Origin of the sequence: Paenibacillus taihuensis (genome assembly GCF_003386535.1) — a bacterium.
GTDB lineage: Bacteria > Bacillota > Bacilli > Paenibacillales > Paenibacillaceae > Paenibacillus_Z > Paenibacillus_Z taihuensis.
Genome location: NZ_QTTN01000018.1, coordinates 104,941 through 124,359, shown reverse-complemented (window position 1 = coordinate 124,359; position 19,419 = coordinate 104,941). Strand labels below are relative to the sequence as shown.

The window sequence follows — 19,419 nt, the reverse complement described above, 5'->3', positions numbered from 1 at the left end:
TCCTTGTATAGGCTGTTTCCGCCCATTGAGATCAGGAGCTGCATAACCGTTTCAAAGGGTAACTTTTTCTTTCGCGTAAAGTCTTTTTCGGGGTTTTTGACATACAGTGCTGGTGCGGCTGACATTTCTTGAATAAGGGATGTCAGCTTTTGTTTTAGTGAATTCGCGTACGTATTCATGGGCGAAACCTCCTCGTTTTTTCAAGGGGCTTCGCCACACATTTTCAACTGCTTGTCAAGTTCTTTTACTCTTTTTCACGCAAAAAAGGAGCAGGCTATCTTTCGATAACCTGCTCCTTTGCATAGATATTTGGTTCAACACCTTAACTTAATGACATTGACCTTTGTGGTGTGCCTCTTTTTTCTTATGCTTATTAAGTTGTATAATTTTAACATGTTGTGCGAAAAAATGGAGGGTGACGATGCAACAGTTCGAAGAGAAGCTATTATGTATTTCAGATAAAGTGAACGATTGGTTGAAATTTGCCGAAGCGAAAAATGGTGCGCTTCTTGTTTTCTCGGGAGCGGCGATTACAGCAATCTTGAGCTTCTTAGGTTCGTCATATCACATCTTACCTAATTGGAAGACTGGGCTATGTGCGGGCATTGTGCTTTTATCAATATCATGTCTGCTTTCAATACTTTCATTTATTCCTAGAACCAAAATATTCTTTAAACATCGTGGAGCTCCTGTTGATACTGATAACTTTTATTTCTACGGAAACTTATCAAAGTATTCCCCCCAGCAATTAATAAAGGCAATTTCAAATCATTATTATGATGATAACAATAACGAGTTAACTCGAAGTAACATTGATCTCGCAGCTCAAATCGTAATTAATTCCGGGATTGCAGTTGATAAGTTTCACTTCTTTAAGGTATCCGTATGGGTTGTTCTTGCTTCCTTGGTATCTATACCGCTCGTTTCGTTATTTATGTTGCTATAGGAGGCGTCGAATGAGCTTAGAGAGGTTTCGTAATAGTTTGCGAGAAGAAGTTCAAATAATTAATGCTAGTGAGTTTGATATCATTATTAAAGAAACAACTACTGTTCCAACGATTACTGATTCTGAGATCACATATTCGAACTTGGATACCAAAGAACAAAAGTGCAAGCTAATTGAAACTTGTATCTTATATATTGATATAAGGAATTCAACGGATTTGAATTTGACACATCGTAGGGAAACGATGGCCAAGCTTTATTCTTCTTTTGTTAGAGCTATGGCAAGAGCTGGTGGCTATTATAATGGGAAAGTGCGTAACATTATCGGTGACAGAATAATGGTGGTATTCGATTCGGCCAATTGCTTTACCAATGCGGTAGATACTGCAATACTAATGAATTCAATCAGCCAATATGTCTTAAATAAAGAATTCCCGCATAACGAAATTAAATGTGGAATCGGTATTGATTATGGCAAAATGCTTGTAACTAAAGCAGGAATCATAAAGAATGGATCAGAGAATGATTCCCACAAATCGCTGGTTTGGCTTGGTCGACCTGCGAATGTTGCATCGAAGTTGACGGATGCTGCAAATAAATCCTCAACTGAAACAAGAACAATTGTGACTGAGGGTTACTACTATCCACTTCTGGAAGATAAGTGGTTATGGATTGATCGTGAGTTAGAGGAATTCATTGATAATTTTCAAACTACCAGTAGTCAATCGATTCGTCATAAATCAAGCCATTTTGATACCTTTTATAAAAACATAGAAGAAACGAGTCAGACTAATCCTCCAATCTTGATGACGAAAGCTGTGTATGATGGATTTAAAAGAGCGAACCCGGATCGAAAATGTATTAAAGAGAATTATTTTAAGTCGCAACCCACTATTTCTGTTCAAGGTTTCAAAGGAGATATTTACGGTGGGAATGTACATTTTACCGTGTTTAATGAATAATTAACCGATCAAGTTATTGCTCTATGAATGATTCATAACGAAGCACGAGTATTAAAAACTCAATCTTCTAGAAGTCTTATCAGGAATTAGCGCTTAATAATGTAAGGGGGAGACACATATGATTGAGGATGGAATTTTCGAGAAAATATTTAGCTATGATAATCAAAAAGTTCTCTTTGAAAGTAAAGTACTAGACTCCTTGCAATTCCTGAAAAACTCAGGTAAGAAACTCCAACTTGCTGAGTTGGAAGTTAAGGCTCTTAACTACGTAAATCAAAAAAGTCGTGAAAATTATAGTGATTGGAATAAGGATTTATTCGCGAATGGAAAAACTAATGCCCTTCCAATAACTGTGCTCGAATACTTCGGGACTACGCTGATGGATGATGATGCAATTGAGAAGATTGTAGGATCCTTCTTTCATTATTTACACTCGTTTTATGATAGTTATGCTCAGTTTATTAACTCGACGCTACTGATGTTATCGAAAAAAGTCTTGGATATTAATCATTCGAGTTTCTTCCAGGTTAGAGAAAGACTTAAAGGTATAACTGAGTTTCAACCTATTTATGATAATCTAGAGCAAGTGGCTCAAACTATGGAATATAAGTATATTGATGACTTTAATAATATTAATAAACATCAATTCACACTTGAGCTTCAGTCGACCTTGGTATTAAATGATGGAACAATTGAGCAGGAGATTCCTAGTTTCTCGAAAAAAGATCGTCAGCATGGGGCTGATGAAATGACCAAAAGACTAGATAGCTCCTTTAAAATGTCATTAATGATGTTCCAAACGGTAACCGATTTGGTAATGGACTACCTAAAGAACAATGTTACTGATCAGCCGCAAAATCGTTATCATACGATTTCCATCAAAGAGCAAAGTGGCTTTGGTAATTCTGGAGATGGCGCAGCTATTTTTATTACAATTGATGATCTGCGTGAAATATCAGAAGGAGACAGCTTCTTCGTTTTACTGGCGAAGGAGGATGATACGGATCGGAAAATTAGAGTTGAAAATATCTTAACCGATAATCTAATGCTCCAGAACATAAATGGTAAGAAGCTTGGCTTTCTCAAAGCCCAAGCCCCTGTAAATCCTAACATTTTGATGTATAGAGAATATCGAGTAGTTCTTACAACCGAGATAGAGAAGGCATATGTTTTACACTTCTTCGAACCCAAAACCGTTCAGTTTGGATATGGCGATAATGAGACAATCTTCAAGCTTAACAACCAGGAAGAAATAAAATCTGATGACGTTGAGTCAACTGACCCTGATGAAGAATAGTGATTTAGTAGTCTTAAATAGGTTGGATTATCTCTAACGGGGGATGTAACATCAACAAAAAAGTATGGGGCAGCCGATAGTGTACTGATTGGCTGCCCTTATGCAATAAGGGACTTATTAGCTCGCAAAACTCATTTTATTTGAATGGAGAAACGATTCGGTGATAGAGTTTCTTGAAAAATTCGAAGGAATAGTTGGTGCATTGTTAGGTGTAGTTGTAACACTAGTAGTAACTCATATTCTGAAGAATGTGGGCAGGGTTAAACTATTCTTAGTCGCACAAAAGGTAGGGATAAGTAAAGAGACTAGAACAAGTTATGGTGAAGTAAAGTATATAGATACTGAAAAAACAGAAGCAGATTTATGTGAAATCGATATTACATTAGAAATTTATAACGGTACCGATGTTGGTAAGATTTTTAGAGACATAAAAGTTTGTTTTTACAACAAAAATAATGAGCTTAAATTTTCAATAACACCTGATGATAAGACTACCGAAGAACAGGGGAGGTTTTGGAATAAGTATGATGAGGCATTGAATATCAATGTGCCTGCAAAACAAATATGTTTACTCGTATTAAGGAAAGCCATTCGGTTTGAGAAGGAGTCAGAAGTACTTAAGCTATCAGAATCTATCTGTATCGAAATGAAAAACCATAACGGGAAAACGTATCGCTTACAAATTAAGCAGTTATAATCCTCAAAAGAAGTCTATTGTGGCACTTATTGAGTCGAAAGAGGGGAGGCAAGCCAATGTCGGAGATACTCGTAAGGAAAGCGACGTCATCGGATATACAGGAGATATTACATATATACAATCAAGGTATCGAAGATCGTATTGCGACTCTAGAAGTTGAACCAAAAGATGTGAGCTATATGGAAAACTGGTTCAATGCCCACAGTGAACGTTATTCTGTACTTGTCGCACTTGAGGGAAATGTAATTGTAGGCTGGGCATCCTTAAATAAGTATTCTCCACGCTCCGCCTATGATGGTGTAGCTGATTTATCGATCTACATTGAAAGAAAACATAGGGGGAAAGGCATCGGAAGCATACTCCTAACTGAACTTGAAGAGGCTGCTTTACGTAGCGGTTTTTATAAAATTGTTCTTTTTACTTTTCCATTTAACGGGCAAGGTCAAGGGCTTTACCGTAAGAAAGGTTATCGAGAGGTAGGGACTTTCTTTAATCAAGGTGTTATTGATAACAAATATATTGATGTTATGGCGATGGAAAAGCTTCTGTGAACTGACTTAAGGATAGCTATCACATGTTCACAATACTTTTATACCCAGTTAACGTGATCCGTATATTTGTATATCATTATATACTTATAAATAGGACAAAAGTATGGGGATGTGGAAACGTGGATGATTCAATGGTAGTGTTATTTCTTTGCACAGGTAATTCTTGCAGAAGCCAGATGGCAGAAGGATTTGCTAAGTACTACAATACCTTGTATAACCAGAACTTTGAGATTTATAGCGCGGGTATCGAGGCACATGGCTTAAACCCAAGAGCTGTCCAGGTGATGGAAGAGGCTGGTGTTAGCATAGCTAGTCAAACCTCGGATACGATATCACTTTCATTAATTGCGAAGGCGGATCTTATCATCACTTTGTGTGGTCATGCCGATGATAATTGTCCTACGCTTCCCCCTAGAGTGCAAAAGATCCATTGGGGATTTGACGACCCTGCAAAAGCAAAAGGCAGTGAAGAGGAAATTATGCTTCAATTTCGTGTAGTGCGCGATTTGATTGATGTGAAGATGAAATGGTTTATTCAACAGTTGTCGAAAATGGGCAAGGGAGATTTGGAAAAACTGTTGGCTTAATAGCTAATAGGAATGAATAACCTCAAAGAGCCCCAAGCAATTATGCTTGGGGCTCTTTGACTGTTCTATATTCACTTATTATAGAGCTTTTTCAAAGCATCTCGTTGTGGCTCACGGATGTTGATGATCGGACGGATACTCTTTGCCTTCGTTTCTGCTTCTTCAATTGAATCAGCCAGACCCAGCTCGATTAAAGTGCCTATAGCGACAGTACCAGTCCTGCCTTTACCTCCGCCGCAGTGGAAACCAACTCTTTTGCCGCTTTTGTAAGCATCGGCAATAATTGAAATGGCTTGTTTGAACATATCTTCTTGAGGAGTTTCAGCATTATCCCCGATAGGTACCTGAACTCTTGTGACGTTTGGATCCGAATCTTGATTGTCAGCTGCTTCTTCACGCAAATCAACGATCACGTCACAATGTGCTTCCGTTATCATTGCTGGAACATCGGCAGCGCCGCCCATAAAGATCTTATCTTCAACCAGAGCATGAAAGTTGTTAGTCATAATGAATATCTCCTATACTTTAGAACAAAGTTTTCTTAAATGTTGGTGATGGTGGAGGAGCGCAACAAAGAGAGATATCTCTGGATTCTTCAGCCGATTCGAACTCGGAATCCTCTTTGGTATAGAAAATTTCCCATGCATTTCCGTCCGGATCGTATACCCAAACTTTGTCCTGAACAGCGTAGCAGCATGTAGTGTTCATCTCATCAATTAGTAGCAGTCCTGACTGGCGGAGTCGTTCCCCGATAGCAAGAACTTCTTCCGTATTATTAACTTGGAAGCCTAAGTGATTGAGAACGCCTTTCTTCTCAAAAGGGCGTACGTTTAATGAGAAGTGGAGTGCAGGATCGTCCAACTCAAATTTTGCGTAATTATCTTTCACTTTAGTCGGCTCGGTTCCAAAAAAAGCTTTATAAAAATCAAGCGACTTTTGAAGGTCGATGCAGTTTACTGCCACATGCATTCTTTTGATCATGGTTATCCCTCCGATACAGATAAACTCAAGTCATGGGCCATAGGCAATTCGAGGTACTTTTCGCAGTCCAGCGAGGCCATACAACCCGAACCAGCTGCCGTTATAGCTTGGCGGTATTTCTGATCTTGAACATCACCGCAGGCGAAGATACCAGGAACGCTCGTCTCCGTCGTCCCGGCTTTGACGATCAGATACCCCGTCTCGTCGGTCTCAAGCTGACCGCCGAGAAACTTCGTGTTCGGCGTATGACCGATCGCGACGAAGATCCCGTTCGTCTCAATAATCTCTTCTTCGCCGGTTTCGTTGTTACGAACCTTCAGCCCAGTTACGCCTTGATCGCTTGCAACCACTTCTAGCGGAGTGCGGTTTAGGGCCATTGTGATTTTATTGTTTTCGCTTGCGCGGTCCTGCATGATCTTTGATGCGCGCAGTTCCTCGCGGCGGTGAACCAGGACAACCTCAGTGGCAAACCTCGTTAAGAAGATGGCTTCCTCCATGGCCGAGTCTCCCCCGCCGACAACGATAATCTTTTTGCCGCGGAAGAAGAAGCCGTCGCAGGTGGCACAGGTGCTAACGCCTCGTCCGACGTTCTCGCGTTCATTCGGAATTCCGAGATATTTCGCCGAAGCGCCGGTCGAAATAATGAGTGCCTCCGCCTGCAGACTACCTTGGCCTTCAACATGAAGCGTAAACGGACGCTTTGACGTGTCAACCGAATTTACCCATCCGGTGCGGAATTCCGCGCCGAACCGCTCAGCCTGTTTGCGCATATTAGCCATCAGATCGGGACCCATAATACCTTCCGGGAAACCTGGAAAATTTTCTACTTCCGTTGTTGTCGTCAACTGGCCGCCTGGCTCCGGTCCTTCGATAACCAATGGATTCAAGTTGGCACGTGCAAGGTAGATGGCAGCCGTTAAGCCAGCTGGTCCTGTACCAATAATAATGGCTTTATACATTTTCCCATCTCCTGAAAATTATTTGCCTTCTTTCACGAACTGCGCGATACGATCTTTGATGGACTCGCGAACTTCCCGGAACTTAGCCGTAATTTCTTCTTCCGTTCCTGTTGCTTTAGCAGGATCATCAAAGCCCCAGTGCCATCTTTGAGCCTTATCGTTTCTTACTACCGGACAGTTTTCATCAGCGTGACCACAGAGTGTGATGATGTAGTCTGCTTCTTTTAAGATCTCAGGGTCAATGACGTCCGAGGTGTTATTCGAAATATCGATGCCAGCTTCCTTCATGGTTTGAACCGCACGTGGATTTAGTCCATGTGCTTCGAGGCCGGCACTTTTCACTTCGTACTTATCTCCACCGAGGGCATTCAAGAAGCCATCAGCGATTTGGCTACGGCAAGAGTTTCCAGTACAGAGAAAGTAAACAAGCGGTTTGTTAGTCATGATTAGTGATCTCCCTTATCTTGAAATTGTTTGATTTCTACTACTCCATTTAAGTCACTATTGTTCCTTGAAGGGAAGATAGCTTTTAGTAACATTGCAATTAATACGACGATGACTGCAATGATCGCAATCATTATCCATACATTCAGAGTTGTCGAATGAATCAAGTGAAGCCATAGATATAAGCCGGTCAGCGTGATGAAGAGCGTTGGAACGGTCAACACGATGCCTGTTTTAAAGTAGTTACCCCAAGAGATTTTAACATCTTTACGGGATAACACATGGAGCCATAGAAGTGTTGCAAGGGAACCAATTGGAGTGATTTTCGGTCCTAAGTCACTACCGATTACATTCGCGTATACAAGTGATTCACGAATTACACCAGCGGTATCTGTCCCTTTGATTGCAAGCGCGTCAATCATGACAGTTGGCATATTGTTCATGATGGATGACAGGATTGCTGCAAGGAAACCAGTACCAATTGTAGATAAGAATAATCCTTGATCAGAAATCCATTGAATGACGTCTCCTAAAGAGTCTGTCAAACCAACGTTTCGAAGTCCATAAACAACTACATACATGCCAATCGAGAAAACTACGACGGCCCATGGAGCGCCCTTAACAAGCTTCCAGGTATGAATAGCTGGACTGCGGCGTGCCGCAATAATAAACAAAATCGCAACGATACCAGCAATAACAGAAACGGGCACGTGAATGAACTGACTTACAAGATAAGCAACTAAGAGTACGGCCAGAATAATCCATGAAAGTCGGAAAAGCTTTTTGTCCTTAATGGCATCAGCCGGCTTTTTAAGATTATTTAAATCATAGTTGCTCGGTATGCTCTTGCGGAAGAATAAGTACAAGACGAGAAGGCTCGCCAGAAGTGAAAACAAATTCGGAATAATCATTCTGCTGGCATATTCAACGAATCCGATGCCGAAATAATCAGCTGAGACGATATTTACAAGATTACTCACGACAAGCGGCAGTGACGTCGTATCTGCGATAAAACCGCTAGCCATGATAAACGGTAAAATCATTCGGTCATCAAATTTTAGTGCGCGGACCATTGCCAGAACGATCGGCGTTAGAATAAGTGCTGCACCATCATTTGCGAAGAATGCCGCAACGGCAGCTCCTAACAGAATGACGTAAACAAACATTAGAAGACCGTTCCCTCTTGCAAAGCGGGCCATATGAAGCGCTGCCCACTCAAAAAATCCAATTTCATCAAGAATAAGTGAAATCAAGATAACAGCAACGAAGGCAAGTGTTGCATTCCATACAATTTGAGTTACATCCCATACATCGTGAAAATCTACGACACCAAAGATCAAAGCAATGATAGCGCCGCCGCATGCAGACCAACCGATGTTCAAGCCTTTCGGCTGCCAAATAACAAAAACTAAGGTAATGAGGAAAATAATCGATGCAATCGCGAGCATGTTTGCCCTCCTGGTTAAGTGCAGACGGTTGTATTTGAGTTATTGATTTGTTCCTGCATAGAAGGAAGCTGGTCAATGATTTGTTTTAAAATCAGCTTATCTTCCACGTTTAAAGAGTAGTAAATCCACTGGCTTCGACGTGTTTCATTGATGATCCCACCAGTTTTTAATTTTTTCAGGTGTTGGCTTACATTAGGTTGTGTTGTCTTGAGAATTTCAACGATATCGCATACGCACATGTCCTTATGCTTCAATAAGGCGAGTATGGTTAGTCGCGTTTTATCAGACAAAAGTTTAAGGGATTCTGATATTTCTTCAATCGATTCCAATTAAGTTACACTCCTTTCGGGCTTAGTATCTTATTTCACTATGTATTATACTCACCGTCACTTATATAAGTAAAGCGTTATATTAGTGATCACTAATTTAATGTTTGGATGACATTTCGTTAACATTGTGAAAACAATTGAGCTCTAACATTGGGAATGCATCGAGATATTATCATGTACTAATATACAAACAAGGAGTGGGAAGTAGTGTCAAAAAAATGGAAGTGGTTTTCTATCGGAATGGTGGCAGCAATGACAGTTGTAGTTTCTGCTTGTGGTTCAAATCAAGGTGAAACTTCGGATAATTCTTCATCCTCAAAGGAAATTACAATTACTGCCGCAGGTTCAACATTCGTTAACCCATTGTTCTCTAAAATGTTCTCCGAATATAACAAACTTCATCCAGAAATCAAGATCAATTATCAATCCATCGGTTCCGGTGGCGGCGTGAAACAACTCACAGAAGGAACTATCGATTTCGCGGCTTCTGATGCCTTCATGTCAGATGAGGAAATCGGTGCAGTGAAGAATGGTGTTGTACACATCCCGGTTACTGTAGGCGCTGAAGCAATTATTTACAATATTGATGGTGTCGATAAAGGTCTCAAGTTAACTCAAGAAACGATATCTGATATTTACTTAGGAACAATTAAAAAGTGGAACGACCCGAAACTAAAAGCCGATAACCCAGATTTGAACCTTCCGGATCTAGAGATTACTCCTGTGTATCGTTCCGACGGTAGCGGCACAACCGCGATCTTTACGGACTACCTCAGCACGGTTAGCCCGGAGTGGAAGGAGAAAGTTGGACAAGGTAAATCCGTACAGTTCCCAGTTGGGGTTGGCGGTAAAGGCAATGAGGGTGTTGCTGGGCAAGTAAAGCAGACACCTGGTTCCATCGGTTACGCGGAACTTGCGTATGCAGAAAACAATCATATCAATTACGCTCAGCTGCGTAACAAAGACGGAAAGTTCGTTTATCCATCTCTCGAGGCAGCTACGATCGCAGCTGATGATGCAGCTCAAAACATGCCGGCAGATACACGTGTCTCCATTGTAGAAAAAGCAGGGGAGAAGGCATACGGCATCGTTGGCATTAGCTGGGCGCTTCTGAATACAAATTACGCTGACGCAACGAAGAAGCAAGTAATTACGGATCTAATCAAGTGGGTATACCGAGATGGCCAGCAATATTCGGAGCCGCTATTCTATGCTAAGATCCCTGATGGCATCGCAAAGATCAACGATGACAATGTAGCGAAAATTAAATAACGAACCTGGTATTACATGCTGATTGTTCAAAGGTATAAGTTGGTGTTGATTCACCTCCTTATACCTTTTGTTATCAGCTATTATCCACTGGGAAGGGGAACTGAATTTATGAACAGCCATGCTCAGCTTCAAACTGAAGTTCAGCAGAATGCCTCCTTGCAGCAGAAGATTTACCAAAAAAGGCGCTTTCGCTGGATGGATCATGGTTTTAAGTGGTTAACTTTCAGCTTTGGTTGCATCATTCTAATCATGTTTGTCTGGATTATTCTAGAGCTCACAAACGAGTCAAAGCAATCGATATCCAAGTTTGGACTAGGGTTTATCTTTAGTCAGGATTGGAACCCTGTGAAAGGTGAATTTGGTGCTCTCCCTTTCATATATGGAACAATCGTCTCGTCTCTGATTGCGATTATTATTGCAGCCCCAATCAGCATAGGGATTGCATTATTCTTAAATGAGATGGCTCCGAAGTGGTTAAAGCAGCCAGTTGCCTTCATGATCGAACTTCTTGCAGCTATCCCAAGTATATTGTATGGACTTTGGGGATTGTTTGTTATGGTTCCGTTTATCCGGGATTGGCTTCAAAAGCCGATATCTAAATACCTTGGTGGATTTCCCTTGTTTTCTGGAGCACCAATTGGACTTGGCATGCTCACTGCGGGCATATTGCTGGCCATTATGATCATTCCGATTATTACGGCGTTAGCTCGTGATGTGATTCGCGTTGTTCCGACCTTGCAGAAGGAAGGGTACCTTGCTTTAGGAGCAACAAAGTGGGAAGTCATTTGGAAAATCATTTTACCATTTGCAAGACCGGGCATCTTAGGGGCTTGTATTCTTGGACTCGGTCGAGCATTGGGCGAAACCATGGCTGTCACGATGGTTATTGGAAACCGCGCAGAGATAAAAGCTTCATTGTTCGCTCCAGGGCACTCAATGGCAGCTGTAATAGCAAATGAATTTACTGAGGCAACCGATGATATTTACCTTTCTTCATTGATTGAAATTGGATTGTTGCTGTTTCTAGTTACTTTTGTATTAAACGCAGGAGCTCGCTTCCTTATTTGGACAGTAGCCAAGGGATCCAAGGGAGGGGTAAAAGGGTGAATCCAAAACGATCAAGCAGAAGAAGAAGGATGAATGTTGTAATGCTCGTTATTGTCGTCTTATTAACGTCATTAGCACTTATCCCGCTGATAAGCATTTTGAGTTATATCATCTATAAAGGTGCGCCGGCGATTAACCTTGATTTCTTCACTAAACTTCCAGCAGCTGTGGGGGAAACCGGTGGAGGCATAGGCAATTCCATTGTCGGGACATTCGTATTGATCTTAATTGCTTCATGCGTGGGGCTTCCCGTTGGGATTATGGCAGCCATATATCTCAATGAATATATGCCAAAGGGCATGTACTCATCGACGATTCGCTTTGTAATAGATGTGCTACTCGGTATTCCTTCCGTTGTTATTGGCATTTTTGCATATCTGGCATTTGTAAAGCCAATCGGGCATTTCTCAGCTTGGTCAGGTGGTTTAGCATTGGCTATCATTATGATTCCCATCGTCACCCGTTCGACTGAGGAGATTTTAAGACTTACACCGAATTCCATGAGAGAGGGTTCCTATGCCCTCGGCATTTCGAAATGGAGAACCATTCTGCATATTGTCCTTCCCTATTCAATCAAAGGTATTGTGACTGGTATTATGCTTGGTATTGCTCGTGTTGCTGGTGAGACGGCACCACTTCTGCTTACTGCATTCGGAAATCATTTTTGGAATACATCGATCTCAGAGCCCATCGCATCTTTGCCGGCTCAGATTTTTGAATATGCAAAATCTCCATTTGATGACTGGATACAGAAAGCCTGGGGAGCTGCATTTGTCCTAATCATGCTCGTCCTGCTAATTAACATTGCAGCACGGTCTTTGACGCGCAGCAGACTCAAAAATGTGGACTGAGGTGAACGTAATGGCTCAAAGAATGAGAACAGAAAATTTGAAGGCCTGGTATGGAATGAATCAAATCCTTAAGGGCATTACGATGGATATTGAGAAAAACGCAATTACAGCAATCATAGGACCATCTGGATGTGGCAAATCCACATTCATCCGATGTTTAAATCGCATGCATGAAGTAAATGAGGGCACCAGGGTTGAAGGGAAGGTTTGGTTTGAAGACCAGGATATCTATGCCCAGAGCATCGACCCTGTGGAATTACGAAGCCGAATTGGAATGGTTTTTCAAAAGCCAAATCCATTTCCTACAATGTCTATTTTTGAAAACGTAGCTGCGGGTTTAAGATTACATGGTATTCGTCGAACTTCAGAGCTTAATGATGCTGTCGAGGAAAGTCTACAAATGGCCGGCTTATGGAATGAAGTAAAAGATCGTCTCCAGCACCCAGGGGTAAGTTTGTCCGGTGGACAACAGCAACGGTTATGTATTGCACGAGCTCTCGCCGTTAAACCTGAAATATTACTTATGGATGAGCCTGCTTCCGCACTGGATCCGGTTTCAACAGGTCATATTGAAGATTTGGCTATCAAATTAAAACATCAGGTCACGATTGTAATTGTTACTCATAATTTGCACCAAGCAGCAAGGATTTCAGATCGTACAGCTTTCTTTCTAAGCGGCGATCTAATCGAATATGATAATACCAAGGACATGTTTATTTCGCCATCTGATAAAAGAACTAACGATTATATATCCGGTCGATTCGGGTAAACCGTAAAACAAAATTGAAGGAGGCGGCATTAGATTTGCACACTGACCAAGATAGTTCGTGGATTGATTTTGTTCCAAAACGAATTGGTATTCTAGTGTCGGATTCCACTTTAACAAACATGATCGAATATGGCTTGAAAAGAAAGCATTATTCGGTCAGAGTCTTTCCAGGAGACCAAAAATTTCTTAGTTCTGATTTAACATTGGATGTCCTTATTGCTGATTTATCCCGATTATCGGAAATTCGCCTAGATGCAATCACTTTTCCAATCATTATAATCCATGAAAGTTCTCTGAAGATTAACCTGGATGAACTAACTATTCCCGGGGTAAGTTACTTAGAAAAGCCTTTTGAGTTCGACCAGTTGCTTCACGCCATTCAGAGTGTGATACATCAAAATAATGCTGCCAAAAACGAACTGCAAGTATCACAAACCCATCTTGCATTTCGTCTTCATGGAATAGAATTATATCCTACAGGCATGGAAATTGAATGTTCGAGCCAAAGACTACACTTAACTTGGAGAGAGTATCAGGTTTTTGTAACGTTACTTGAAGAAAATGGGCATATGGTAACTACACAAGCGTTACTCGATATTCTGTCCGAACGAATTTCAAATCAACGAACATCATTAACCCAATGTATCAATAAGCTTCGTCAAAAGCTACGCTGCTGTAGAGATCGTATTGAAATTCACACGGAAATCAATGAAGGTTACCGGATGCAAATTACCATATAATAATATAGCATTGAGTTAATACTCTCTTTACAAATCGAAAATATGATAAGGATAGTTGGATTACCATCTTAATCGTCGAATTTTATAAGGGAGAGAATTACTTGGATTCGTTAAGCATGATGGCGGAGGACTTCAAGTTACTCGGAGATAAGACCAGATTGAATATACTGGCGTTATTGAGAGTAAAAGAAATGTGTGTCTGTGATATTGTTGAGCAATTAGATGTTTCACAGTCAAGCACGAGTCAGCATTTGAGAAAGCTGAAGGCAGCAGGGATTGTGAAAGAGGAGAGAAGGGGACAATGGGTGTACTACTCTCTTCATATGGAAGGGAAAGCATACATTCATGATGCGCTCAAATTCCTGCCAGATATAAATTTGATAGCAAAACACGATACCTCTTCGTGTTAAATATAAAGGCCAAGAACGATACGTTCTTGGCCTTTATATTTAGTTTATTGTCAGACTTTTATCGGCGAGCGCATTATATTTTTGCAGCAGCTTAATGACTTTTTCCTGAATTTCATCTCTTGCTTCGCGAACCTGATCAATTGATGCGTTGCCGCCTGCCAGTGGATCTTTAATATTCCAGTGCTCATTGCGAATGCCAAATGGAACAATAGGGCAGCGCTCTTGTATCTCATCACATAACTTAATAATAACCGTTGCTGACATGAAGAATTTCATGTCTATTTTTTTGGATTGGTTTTCGGAAATATCAATCCCTAGTTCTTGCATGGCCTGGGCGGTAAGTGGATGAAGAGTACTCGGATCCAGCCCAGCGCTTCTAACAATGATATCGTCTCTTCCTAGTGCTTTGACAAAAACTTCAGCGATTTGACTGCGGCAACGGTTTTGACCGCATAAGAAATAAATGCGCAGCTGACGTTGAGTGTTATCCAATGAACACACCATCCTCACATATTTGATAAATTTAGTATATAATTGAATTGTTATATTAGTATTAACTTATATAAAGATATGTTGATTTGTTTTTAAAAAATTAACTGGGACAGGCGGGTATTGTAAATCAACTTTTTTTGATTTAGTCTTGATTTCCCTTTTCTGTCATGATACCATTGATTCATCAAAGATTTTTGATTTAACAAGAGGCGGTATATCCCAATGACAATAATGCAATCGACAATTGATCAAGTTGAACTCCTTAATCTAGGGGGAAGAAAAACCATTACAATCCAAAACGCGACTGGAAGTATTCAAATCGTTGGTTTGGACAATATTGAACGGCTTCGGGAATTCTTAAATGAGTTACACTCGGCCAATTACAACATGAGAGACCCATTTCTAAATAAGAAAATATAGAACTTCATACTTACAGCTGTCATTATGCATTCATAGTCGGTTTGGAGGTCATTAAATGATTAAGGAAATCCCAGTAGTCGATAATCGCAGGATATCTGTTGATTTTTCTAATTACGAAGCAAAGTTCAAAGCACTTGCTGATCAGAAACGGCTTCAGATTATTTATGAGCTAACACAACGAGGAAATACCTGTGTATGTGATCTTGTTGAGATTGTTGACATGCAACAGTCCAAGTTATCCTACCATTTAAAGATTTTATTAGATGCTGGTTTGATTCGGCGAGAAACAAGAGGCACATGGAGTTATTACGAATTGAATACAGACGAGATGAATGGTCTTCTTTCACAAGAACTTTGCTGCATTTTTCGTAATGGCGATAAAAAATCAGGCGATTGTTGCTGATTTTTTTTCTAACTAATTAATCAAAATAAATTGATATAACAATGGAGGTATTTGAAATGAGTAAATGCTGTGGAGCTTCAATTCCCGTAGAATTACCGGTTAAATTGACTAAGGTTTCGTTGAATGACCAAGAAAAATTGCCTGTTGCCATTATCGGAGGAGGACCTGTAGGTTTAGCTGCAGCTGCTCATCTGGTTACCAAAGGAGAGTCCTTTATTCTCTTTGAAGCAGCTGCTCAAGTTGCCGGTAACATGAAATCGTGGAGTCATGTACGAGTCTTTTCCCCTTGGCAGTACAACATTGATAAAGCAGCCAGACAGCTTCTTGAAGCAAGCGGGTGGTCTTCTCCAGATAAGGATGGATTACCAACGGGAGGTCAAATCATTGAGGAGTATCTTGCTCCTTTAGCTGAGTTGCCTGAGATAAAACCGAACATCCGCTTCAATACCACAGTGACTTCAGTTAGCCGTAAAGGTATTAGCAAGATAAAAACAGCGAATCGCGAAAAGATGCCATTTGTTTTGCATGTTCTAGAGAACGGAGAGAATAAAGTCTACGAAGCTAAAGCTGTCATTGATGCATCAGGTACTTGGTCCTCACCTAACCCTGCTGTATCCGAGGGCGTTTGGACGGATAGTGAGCTTGCGATTCGAAACAAAGTAACTTATGGGATTCCAGATATAACTGGCAAGGATCGGGATCGTTACGCGGGCAAAAGTGTATTGGTGGTTGGTAGCGGCCATTCAGCGATAAATGCCTTGTTAGATCTGGCCAAACTGAAGGAACAAGAGCCACAAACGACCTTGTATTGGGTGATTAGAAAATCTAATGTCAATGAAGTCTATGGTGGACAGGGCAATGATGGTCTTCCTGCGCGAGGGGCACTGGGTACTCGTCTGAAGAAATTAGTCGACTCAGGCGATGTTACAGTATATTCGTCTTTCTTGATTGAAAAGTTTGGGCTTTCCGATGAAAAAATCGTTGTAATCGGTCAAAGTAACGGAGAATTTATACAGATTGACTCGATCGATGAGGTCATTAGCAATACGGGATCTCGTCCGGATTTAGGTTTTCTCCGAGAGGTTCGAACAGATATCGATAGTGCAATTGAAAGCGTGCGTGAATTGGCACCGCTTATCGATCCGAACTTTCACAGTTGTGGAACGGTAAGACCTCACGGGGAAAGGGAACTGCGTCAGCCAGATCCTAACTTCTATATTGTAGGATCTAAGAGTTACGGACGTGCACCAACGTTTCTAATGGCTACTGGCTATGAGCAAGTCAGATCCATTGTTGCAGCTCTCACAGGCGACTGCGAAGCAGCAGAGAAAGTGGAATTGGAGCTGCCTGAGACCGGTGTATGCAGCACTACGTACTTTGGTAAGCAAAATGTTAATGTGATAAATGATGATGCGGGCAGGAGCTGCTGTGGTCCGGCTCCTGATGCAAAAACATCCTCTTCCTGCTGCGGTTAACTAATGTTGTATGGTCAGATAGATAGCGATATATCGTTGTTGAAAAAGGCAGAGCTTGATTATAGCTCTGCCTTTTTGCGTGCCTAATAATGCAGTCTTACTTAATGGGCTTAAAAGAAAGAAATCCATATGTAGATATTAAATGACTCCAGCACCAAAAGGACACCATTAATATTTAAATAGAAATAAATTATTATATAAATATCGAATACAAAATAAATTTGAGGAGTGAGGGGAATGATGTATTTCACAGGGTTAGCTTCTGTTACTTCATGCGGAATTGTATATGATTCTCGAATGTACTCATGTCAAAGGGCCATAAGCGAACAATGGTTTAGTTCTCCAAAGCACATTGGAAACGAGGTACCTATTCTATTTCTGGAGGAGGATACTTCAGTTATTTATTTAGATAACAATACAGAGCCCGTTGATATTTGCCGAGAGATTGAATTCAGACTTTTTGAAGGGGGCCGTTTAACTGAATACTATCATGCACTTGATTGTATAAAAGAAGCCAGGAGGGGATATATCCAAGCAGGATTAATAATCACTTCAAAAGGAAATGTCCAACGGTGATGACATATCGTAATTTCCAAAGCTGGTATGAAGAGTTACCTTCACTTCATCACACTACAACACGGTTATACTCACTCGCTCCTATCGGTCGCGGGACTTGTTATGTGGAAAGTCTCTCCGGTTATATTGCAAGATTGGCGGCTGAGCATTGTACGACAACTGGGCGGTTGTTTACAGACGTGTTCAGTTCATATCTGGACAAACATTATTTAAACGAAATTGTTAAAAGAGGTGGGAATGGTTTCTTTGACGCTGCTCACATGATTAACGGCAATGCGCGTGCAGCGGAGCAATTTTCAACCATGATGAGTAACTTGACAGGGGTTGCGGAGTTTACTGATTTTACATTGCATCGCTTTAGAATGATTATCCCTCAACGTGGCTTGCTCAAAAGGCATAAGACATGGTGCGGTGATTGTTATCGTGAAATGAAGCAATCACAGACAGGTATCGTGTTTGAACCTCTTATTTGGCAGATCGGGGTGGTAAGTATCTGTAATGAGCATAATCGCGTATTAATGGATCGCTGCCCAGAGTGTAATAAGACGAGCCTAGTGTTAGATCGTCGAAGCATTCCGGGACATTGTCCCCATTGTAAGGCTTGGCTGGGAAGACACAGTGGCTTAAGTGCAGAAAATGATTATGAGGCCAAGATGAGAGCAGCTATGATTAAGCGTCTCTTGGAAAATAAAGTGCCCCTAAAAAGAAGCGGCATTGCTTCGTCGCTTTCGAGAATTATTGTGAGCAATGATACCAATTCAACAGAGCTAGCCAGGAGACTAGATGTTCCCAAAACAACATTTTGGACATGGACTAACGGAAGAAACCTACCGTCGCTTATTGAGGTCATTCGAATATGCAATAAATTCGGAATCGATATTGTTGACTTTTATCAAGGGCTCCCGAATGGTGAGCATTTACCGGTTATTTTTAAGAAGCGGAAGAAGAAAACCAACCTCAAGCTAACAACTCGCCCATTATATGTGGTCAAACAGATGGCTAAAAGTATTGTTGCTGATAATACGAATGGTCATATGCATGTTCAGGCCATGGCGGATGCACTTAGTTGTAACAAGAAAACCCTATATAATCACTTCCCTGCACTATGTAAGGCTCAATCAATAAAGCGGCAGCGGTTTTTGAACAAGCAGAAAGAGGAGCGAATCGATAGGCTCCGGTATGAGATTGATGATGCGTTTAATGAGGTTACTCGTTTTGAAAGACCCACAAAGAGGCGACTAGAGGGTCGCTTAGGGAGACCTTGTGTTTTCAGAGAACGTGAGATAAAGGATCACTATAAGAATTTGAGAGCAGGAGGCTAGCCATGAATGAAATGATCAAAGAGGTAGAAGAAATAATTAGAGTGCAGCAGCATCGGATCAAGCGAAATGAACTTAGTCATGAATTTCCCTACATGAGCGAATATGACCACTTCATTCGGCTTGCTTACTTATATAAAACGTTGGAGATATGGGAAGCTTGCCATAAGTTAATGTTGAAGTACCAAAAGAGACGTGAAGTTCCAGTTGGTGCAATAAATGCTGAGGCCATTGAACAGATACTGAAGATGGCTCATCGATACCCAGGGATACGAGTCGAAACGCTGGAAAGAATCGTTGAGTATGTAAAGACACTAGAATGGAAACTGGAAGAGAAGGAAAAGAACATAGGTAATTTTGTCTAAAATTTCTGAATATTTAGTAT

At 41.0% G+C, this 19,419-nt stretch carries 23 protein-coding genes; 16 read left to right on the top strand and 7 right to left on the bottom strand.

Going from position 1 to position 19,419, the window contains the following annotated elements; genetic code table 11:
* Window positions 1-421: 421 nt before the first annotated feature.
* From A8990_RS16300 to arsC (A8990_RS16275), 6 genes are all read left to right on the top strand, one after another.
* The gene (locus A8990_RS16300) at window positions 422-946 is read left to right on the top strand and encodes a Pycsar system effector family protein (protein WP_116190102.1); all 525 of its coding nucleotides are present in this window, start codon (window positions 422-424) and stop codon (window positions 944-946) included.
* Between the two features lie 10 nt (window positions 947-956).
* Window positions 957-1,907: an adenylate/guanylate cyclase domain-containing protein gene (locus A8990_RS16295; protein WP_116190101.1), complete on the top strand. Its 951-nt coding sequence runs from the start codon at window positions 957-959 to the stop codon at window positions 1,905-1,907.
* A 118-nt stretch (window positions 1,908-2,025) separates the two neighbouring features.
* Window positions 2,026-3,204 (top strand): hypothetical protein, encoded by a 1,179-nt coding sequence (locus A8990_RS16290; RefSeq protein ID WP_116190100.1) that lies wholly within the window; start codon window positions 2,026-2,028, stop codon window positions 3,202-3,204.
* Window positions 3,205-3,364: 160 nt separating this feature from the next.
* The gene (locus A8990_RS16285) at window positions 3,365-3,901 is read left to right on the top strand and encodes a hypothetical protein (protein WP_116190099.1); all 537 of its coding nucleotides are present in this window, start codon (window positions 3,365-3,367) and stop codon (window positions 3,899-3,901) included.
* A gap of 56 nt (window positions 3,902-3,957) precedes the next feature.
* Entirely contained in the window at window positions 3,958-4,452 is a 495-nt protein-coding gene (locus tag A8990_RS16280; protein WP_116190098.1) for an arsinothricin resistance N-acetyltransferase ArsN1 family A, read from the top strand.
* A 131-nt stretch (window positions 4,453-4,583) separates the two neighbouring features.
* Window positions 4,584-5,039, top strand: coding sequence for an arsenate reductase (thioredoxin) (gene arsC / locus A8990_RS16275; protein ID WP_116190111.1), 456 nt, complete (start codon window positions 4,584-4,586; stop codon window positions 5,037-5,039).
* Between the two features lie 71 nt (window positions 5,040-5,110).
* Here the strand turns inward: arsC (A8990_RS16275) and A8990_RS16270 are convergent, their stop codons facing one another.
* Genes A8990_RS16270 through A8990_RS16245 form a run of 6 tightly spaced genes read right to left on the bottom strand, consistent with a single transcriptional unit; the run spans window position 5,111 to window position 9,200 of the window.
* Window positions 5,111-5,545: a protein-tyrosine phosphatase family protein gene (locus A8990_RS16270; protein ID WP_116190097.1), complete on the bottom strand. Its 435-nt coding sequence runs from the start codon at window positions 5,543-5,545 to the stop codon at window positions 5,111-5,113.
* Between the two features lie 19 nt (window positions 5,546-5,564).
* A complete protein-coding gene (locus A8990_RS16265) occupies window positions 5,565-6,017 on the bottom strand; it encodes an ArsI/CadI family heavy metal resistance metalloenzyme (RefSeq protein WP_425463912.1) in 453 nt (150 codons plus the stop codon).
* Window positions 6,018-6,022: 5 nt separating this feature from the next.
* Window positions 6,023-6,979 carry a thioredoxin-disulfide reductase gene (trxB, locus tag A8990_RS16260; RefSeq protein ID WP_116190095.1) on the bottom strand — a complete coding sequence of 319 codons (957 nt, stop codon included), beginning with the start codon at window positions 6,977-6,979 and terminating at the stop codon, window positions 6,023-6,025.
* An 18-nt stretch (window positions 6,980-6,997) separates the two neighbouring features.
* Window positions 6,998-7,423, bottom strand: a complete 426-nt coding sequence (gene arsC, locus A8990_RS16255; RefSeq protein ID WP_116190094.1) for an arsenate reductase (thioredoxin) — start codon at window positions 7,421-7,423, stop codon at window positions 6,998-7,000.
* A 2-nt stretch (window positions 7,424-7,425) separates the two neighbouring features.
* On the bottom strand, window positions 7,426-8,871 hold the full coding sequence (locus A8990_RS16250) for an arsenic transporter (RefSeq protein WP_116190093.1): 1,446 nt from the start codon (window positions 8,869-8,871) through the stop codon (window positions 7,426-7,428).
* A gap of 14 nt (window positions 8,872-8,885) precedes the next feature.
* A complete protein-coding gene (locus tag A8990_RS16245; protein ID WP_116190092.1) occupies window positions 8,886-9,200 on the bottom strand; it encodes an ArsR/SmtB family transcription factor in 315 nt (104 codons plus the stop codon).
* A gap of 207 nt (window positions 9,201-9,407) precedes the next feature.
* On the opposite strand from A8990_RS16245, the gene pstS reads away from it, so the two are divergent.
* From pstS to A8990_RS16215, 6 genes are all read left to right on the top strand, one after another.
* Window positions 9,408-10,472, top strand: coding sequence for a phosphate ABC transporter substrate-binding protein PstS (gene pstS / locus A8990_RS16240; protein ID WP_220376815.1), 1,065 nt, complete (start codon window positions 9,408-9,410; stop codon window positions 10,470-10,472).
* A 108-nt stretch (window positions 10,473-10,580) separates the two neighbouring features.
* On the top strand, window positions 10,581-11,579 hold the full coding sequence (gene pstC / locus A8990_RS16235; RefSeq protein ID WP_116190090.1) for a phosphate ABC transporter permease subunit PstC: 999 nt from the start codon (window positions 10,581-10,583) through the stop codon (window positions 11,577-11,579).
* A complete protein-coding gene (gene pstA / locus A8990_RS16230) occupies window positions 11,576-12,430 on the top strand; it encodes a phosphate ABC transporter permease PstA (protein WP_220376814.1) in 855 nt (284 codons plus the stop codon). Before pstC ends, pstA begins: the two co-directional genes overlap by 4 nt.
* 10 nt (window positions 12,431-12,440) lie before the next feature.
* A complete protein-coding gene (gene pstB, locus A8990_RS16225) occupies window positions 12,441-13,199 on the top strand; it encodes a phosphate ABC transporter ATP-binding protein PstB (RefSeq protein WP_116190110.1) in 759 nt (252 codons plus the stop codon).
* 35 nt (window positions 13,200-13,234) lie between these two features.
* Complete coding sequence (locus A8990_RS16220) at window positions 13,235-13,939, top strand: winged helix-turn-helix domain-containing protein (RefSeq protein ID WP_116190088.1); 705 nt, start codon at window positions 13,235-13,237, stop codon at window positions 13,937-13,939.
* A gap of 101 nt (window positions 13,940-14,040) precedes the next feature.
* Window positions 14,041-14,349, top strand: coding sequence for an ArsR/SmtB family transcription factor (locus tag A8990_RS16215; RefSeq protein ID WP_116190087.1), 309 nt, complete (start codon window positions 14,041-14,043; stop codon window positions 14,347-14,349).
* A gap of 39 nt (window positions 14,350-14,388) precedes the next feature.
* Here A8990_RS16215 and A8990_RS16210 read toward each other — a convergent pair whose 3' ends face one another.
* Window positions 14,389-14,841 carry an arsenate reductase ArsC gene (locus A8990_RS16210; protein WP_181909612.1) on the bottom strand — a complete coding sequence of 151 codons (453 nt, stop codon included), beginning with the start codon at window positions 14,839-14,841 and terminating at the stop codon, window positions 14,389-14,391.
* A gap of 475 nt (window positions 14,842-15,316) precedes the next feature.
* Between A8990_RS16210 and A8990_RS16200 the strand changes: the two genes are divergently transcribed.
* From A8990_RS16200 to A8990_RS16180, 4 genes are all read left to right on the top strand, one after another.
* On the top strand, window positions 15,317-15,664 hold the full coding sequence (locus tag A8990_RS16200; protein ID WP_116190084.1) for an ArsR/SmtB family transcription factor: 348 nt from the start codon (window positions 15,317-15,319) through the stop codon (window positions 15,662-15,664).
* A gap of 56 nt (window positions 15,665-15,720) precedes the next feature.
* Window positions 15,721-17,139 (top strand): NAD(P)-binding domain-containing protein, encoded by a 1,419-nt coding sequence (locus A8990_RS16195; RefSeq protein WP_116190083.1) that lies wholly within the window; start codon window positions 15,721-15,723, stop codon window positions 17,137-17,139.
* Window positions 17,140-17,714: 575 nt separating this feature from the next.
* On the top strand, window positions 17,715-19,037 hold the full coding sequence (locus A8990_RS16185) for a TniQ family protein (protein ID WP_116190081.1): 1,323 nt from the start codon (window positions 17,715-17,717) through the stop codon (window positions 19,035-19,037).
* A gap of 2 nt (window positions 19,038-19,039) precedes the next feature.
* Window positions 19,040-19,399, top strand: coding sequence for a hypothetical protein (locus A8990_RS16180; protein ID WP_116190080.1), 360 nt, complete (start codon window positions 19,040-19,042; stop codon window positions 19,397-19,399).
* Window positions 19,400-19,419: the final 20 nt, after the last annotated feature.

What these genes read in the sequence shown, in the direction of transcription:
- A8990_RS16300 (WP_116190102.1), top strand. Translation starts at nt 422, where the DNA reads ATGCAACAGTTCGAAGAGAAGCTATTATGTATTTCAGATAAAGTGAAC.
- A8990_RS16295 (WP_116190101.1), top strand. Translation starts at nt 957, where the DNA reads ATGAGCTTAGAGAGGTTTCGTAATAGTTTGCGAGAAGAAGTTCAAATA.
- A8990_RS16290 (WP_116190100.1), top strand. Translation starts at nt 2,026, where the DNA reads ATGATTGAGGATGGAATTTTCGAGAAAATATTTAGCTATGATAATCAA.
- A8990_RS16280 (WP_116190098.1), top strand. Translation starts at nt 3,958, where the DNA reads ATGTCGGAGATACTCGTAAGGAAAGCGACGTCATCGGATATACAGGAG.
- arsC (WP_116190111.1), top strand. Translation starts at nt 4,584, where the DNA reads ATGGTAGTGTTATTTCTTTGCACAGGTAATTCTTGCAGAAGCCAGATG.
- A8990_RS16270 (WP_116190097.1), bottom strand. Translation starts at nt 5,545, where the DNA reads ATGACTAACAACTTTCATGCTCTGGTTGAAGATAAGATCTTTATGGGC.
- trxB (WP_116190095.1), bottom strand. Translation starts at nt 6,979, where the DNA reads ATGTATAAAGCCATTATTATTGGTACAGGACCAGCTGGCTTAACGGCT.
- arsC (WP_116190094.1), bottom strand. Translation starts at nt 7,423, where the DNA reads ATGACTAACAAACCGCTTGTTTACTTTCTCTGTACTGGAAACTCTTGC.
- A8990_RS16250 (WP_116190093.1), bottom strand. Translation starts at nt 8,871, where the DNA reads ATGCTCGCGATTGCATCGATTATTTTCCTCATTACCTTAGTTTTTGTT.
- pstC (WP_116190090.1), top strand. Translation starts at nt 10,581, where the DNA reads ATGAACAGCCATGCTCAGCTTCAAACTGAAGTTCAGCAGAATGCCTCC.
- pstB (WP_116190110.1), top strand. Translation starts at nt 12,441, where the DNA reads ATGGCTCAAAGAATGAGAACAGAAAATTTGAAGGCCTGGTATGGAATG.
- A8990_RS16200 (WP_116190084.1), top strand. Translation starts at nt 15,317, where the DNA reads ATGATTAAGGAAATCCCAGTAGTCGATAATCGCAGGATATCTGTTGAT.
- A8990_RS16195 (WP_116190083.1), top strand. Translation starts at nt 15,721, where the DNA reads ATGAGTAAATGCTGTGGAGCTTCAATTCCCGTAGAATTACCGGTTAAA.
- A8990_RS16185 (WP_116190081.1), top strand. Translation starts at nt 17,715, where the DNA reads ATGACATATCGTAATTTCCAAAGCTGGTATGAAGAGTTACCTTCACTT.
- A8990_RS16180 (WP_116190080.1), top strand. Translation starts at nt 19,040, where the DNA reads ATGAATGAAATGATCAAAGAGGTAGAAGAAATAATTAGAGTGCAGCAG.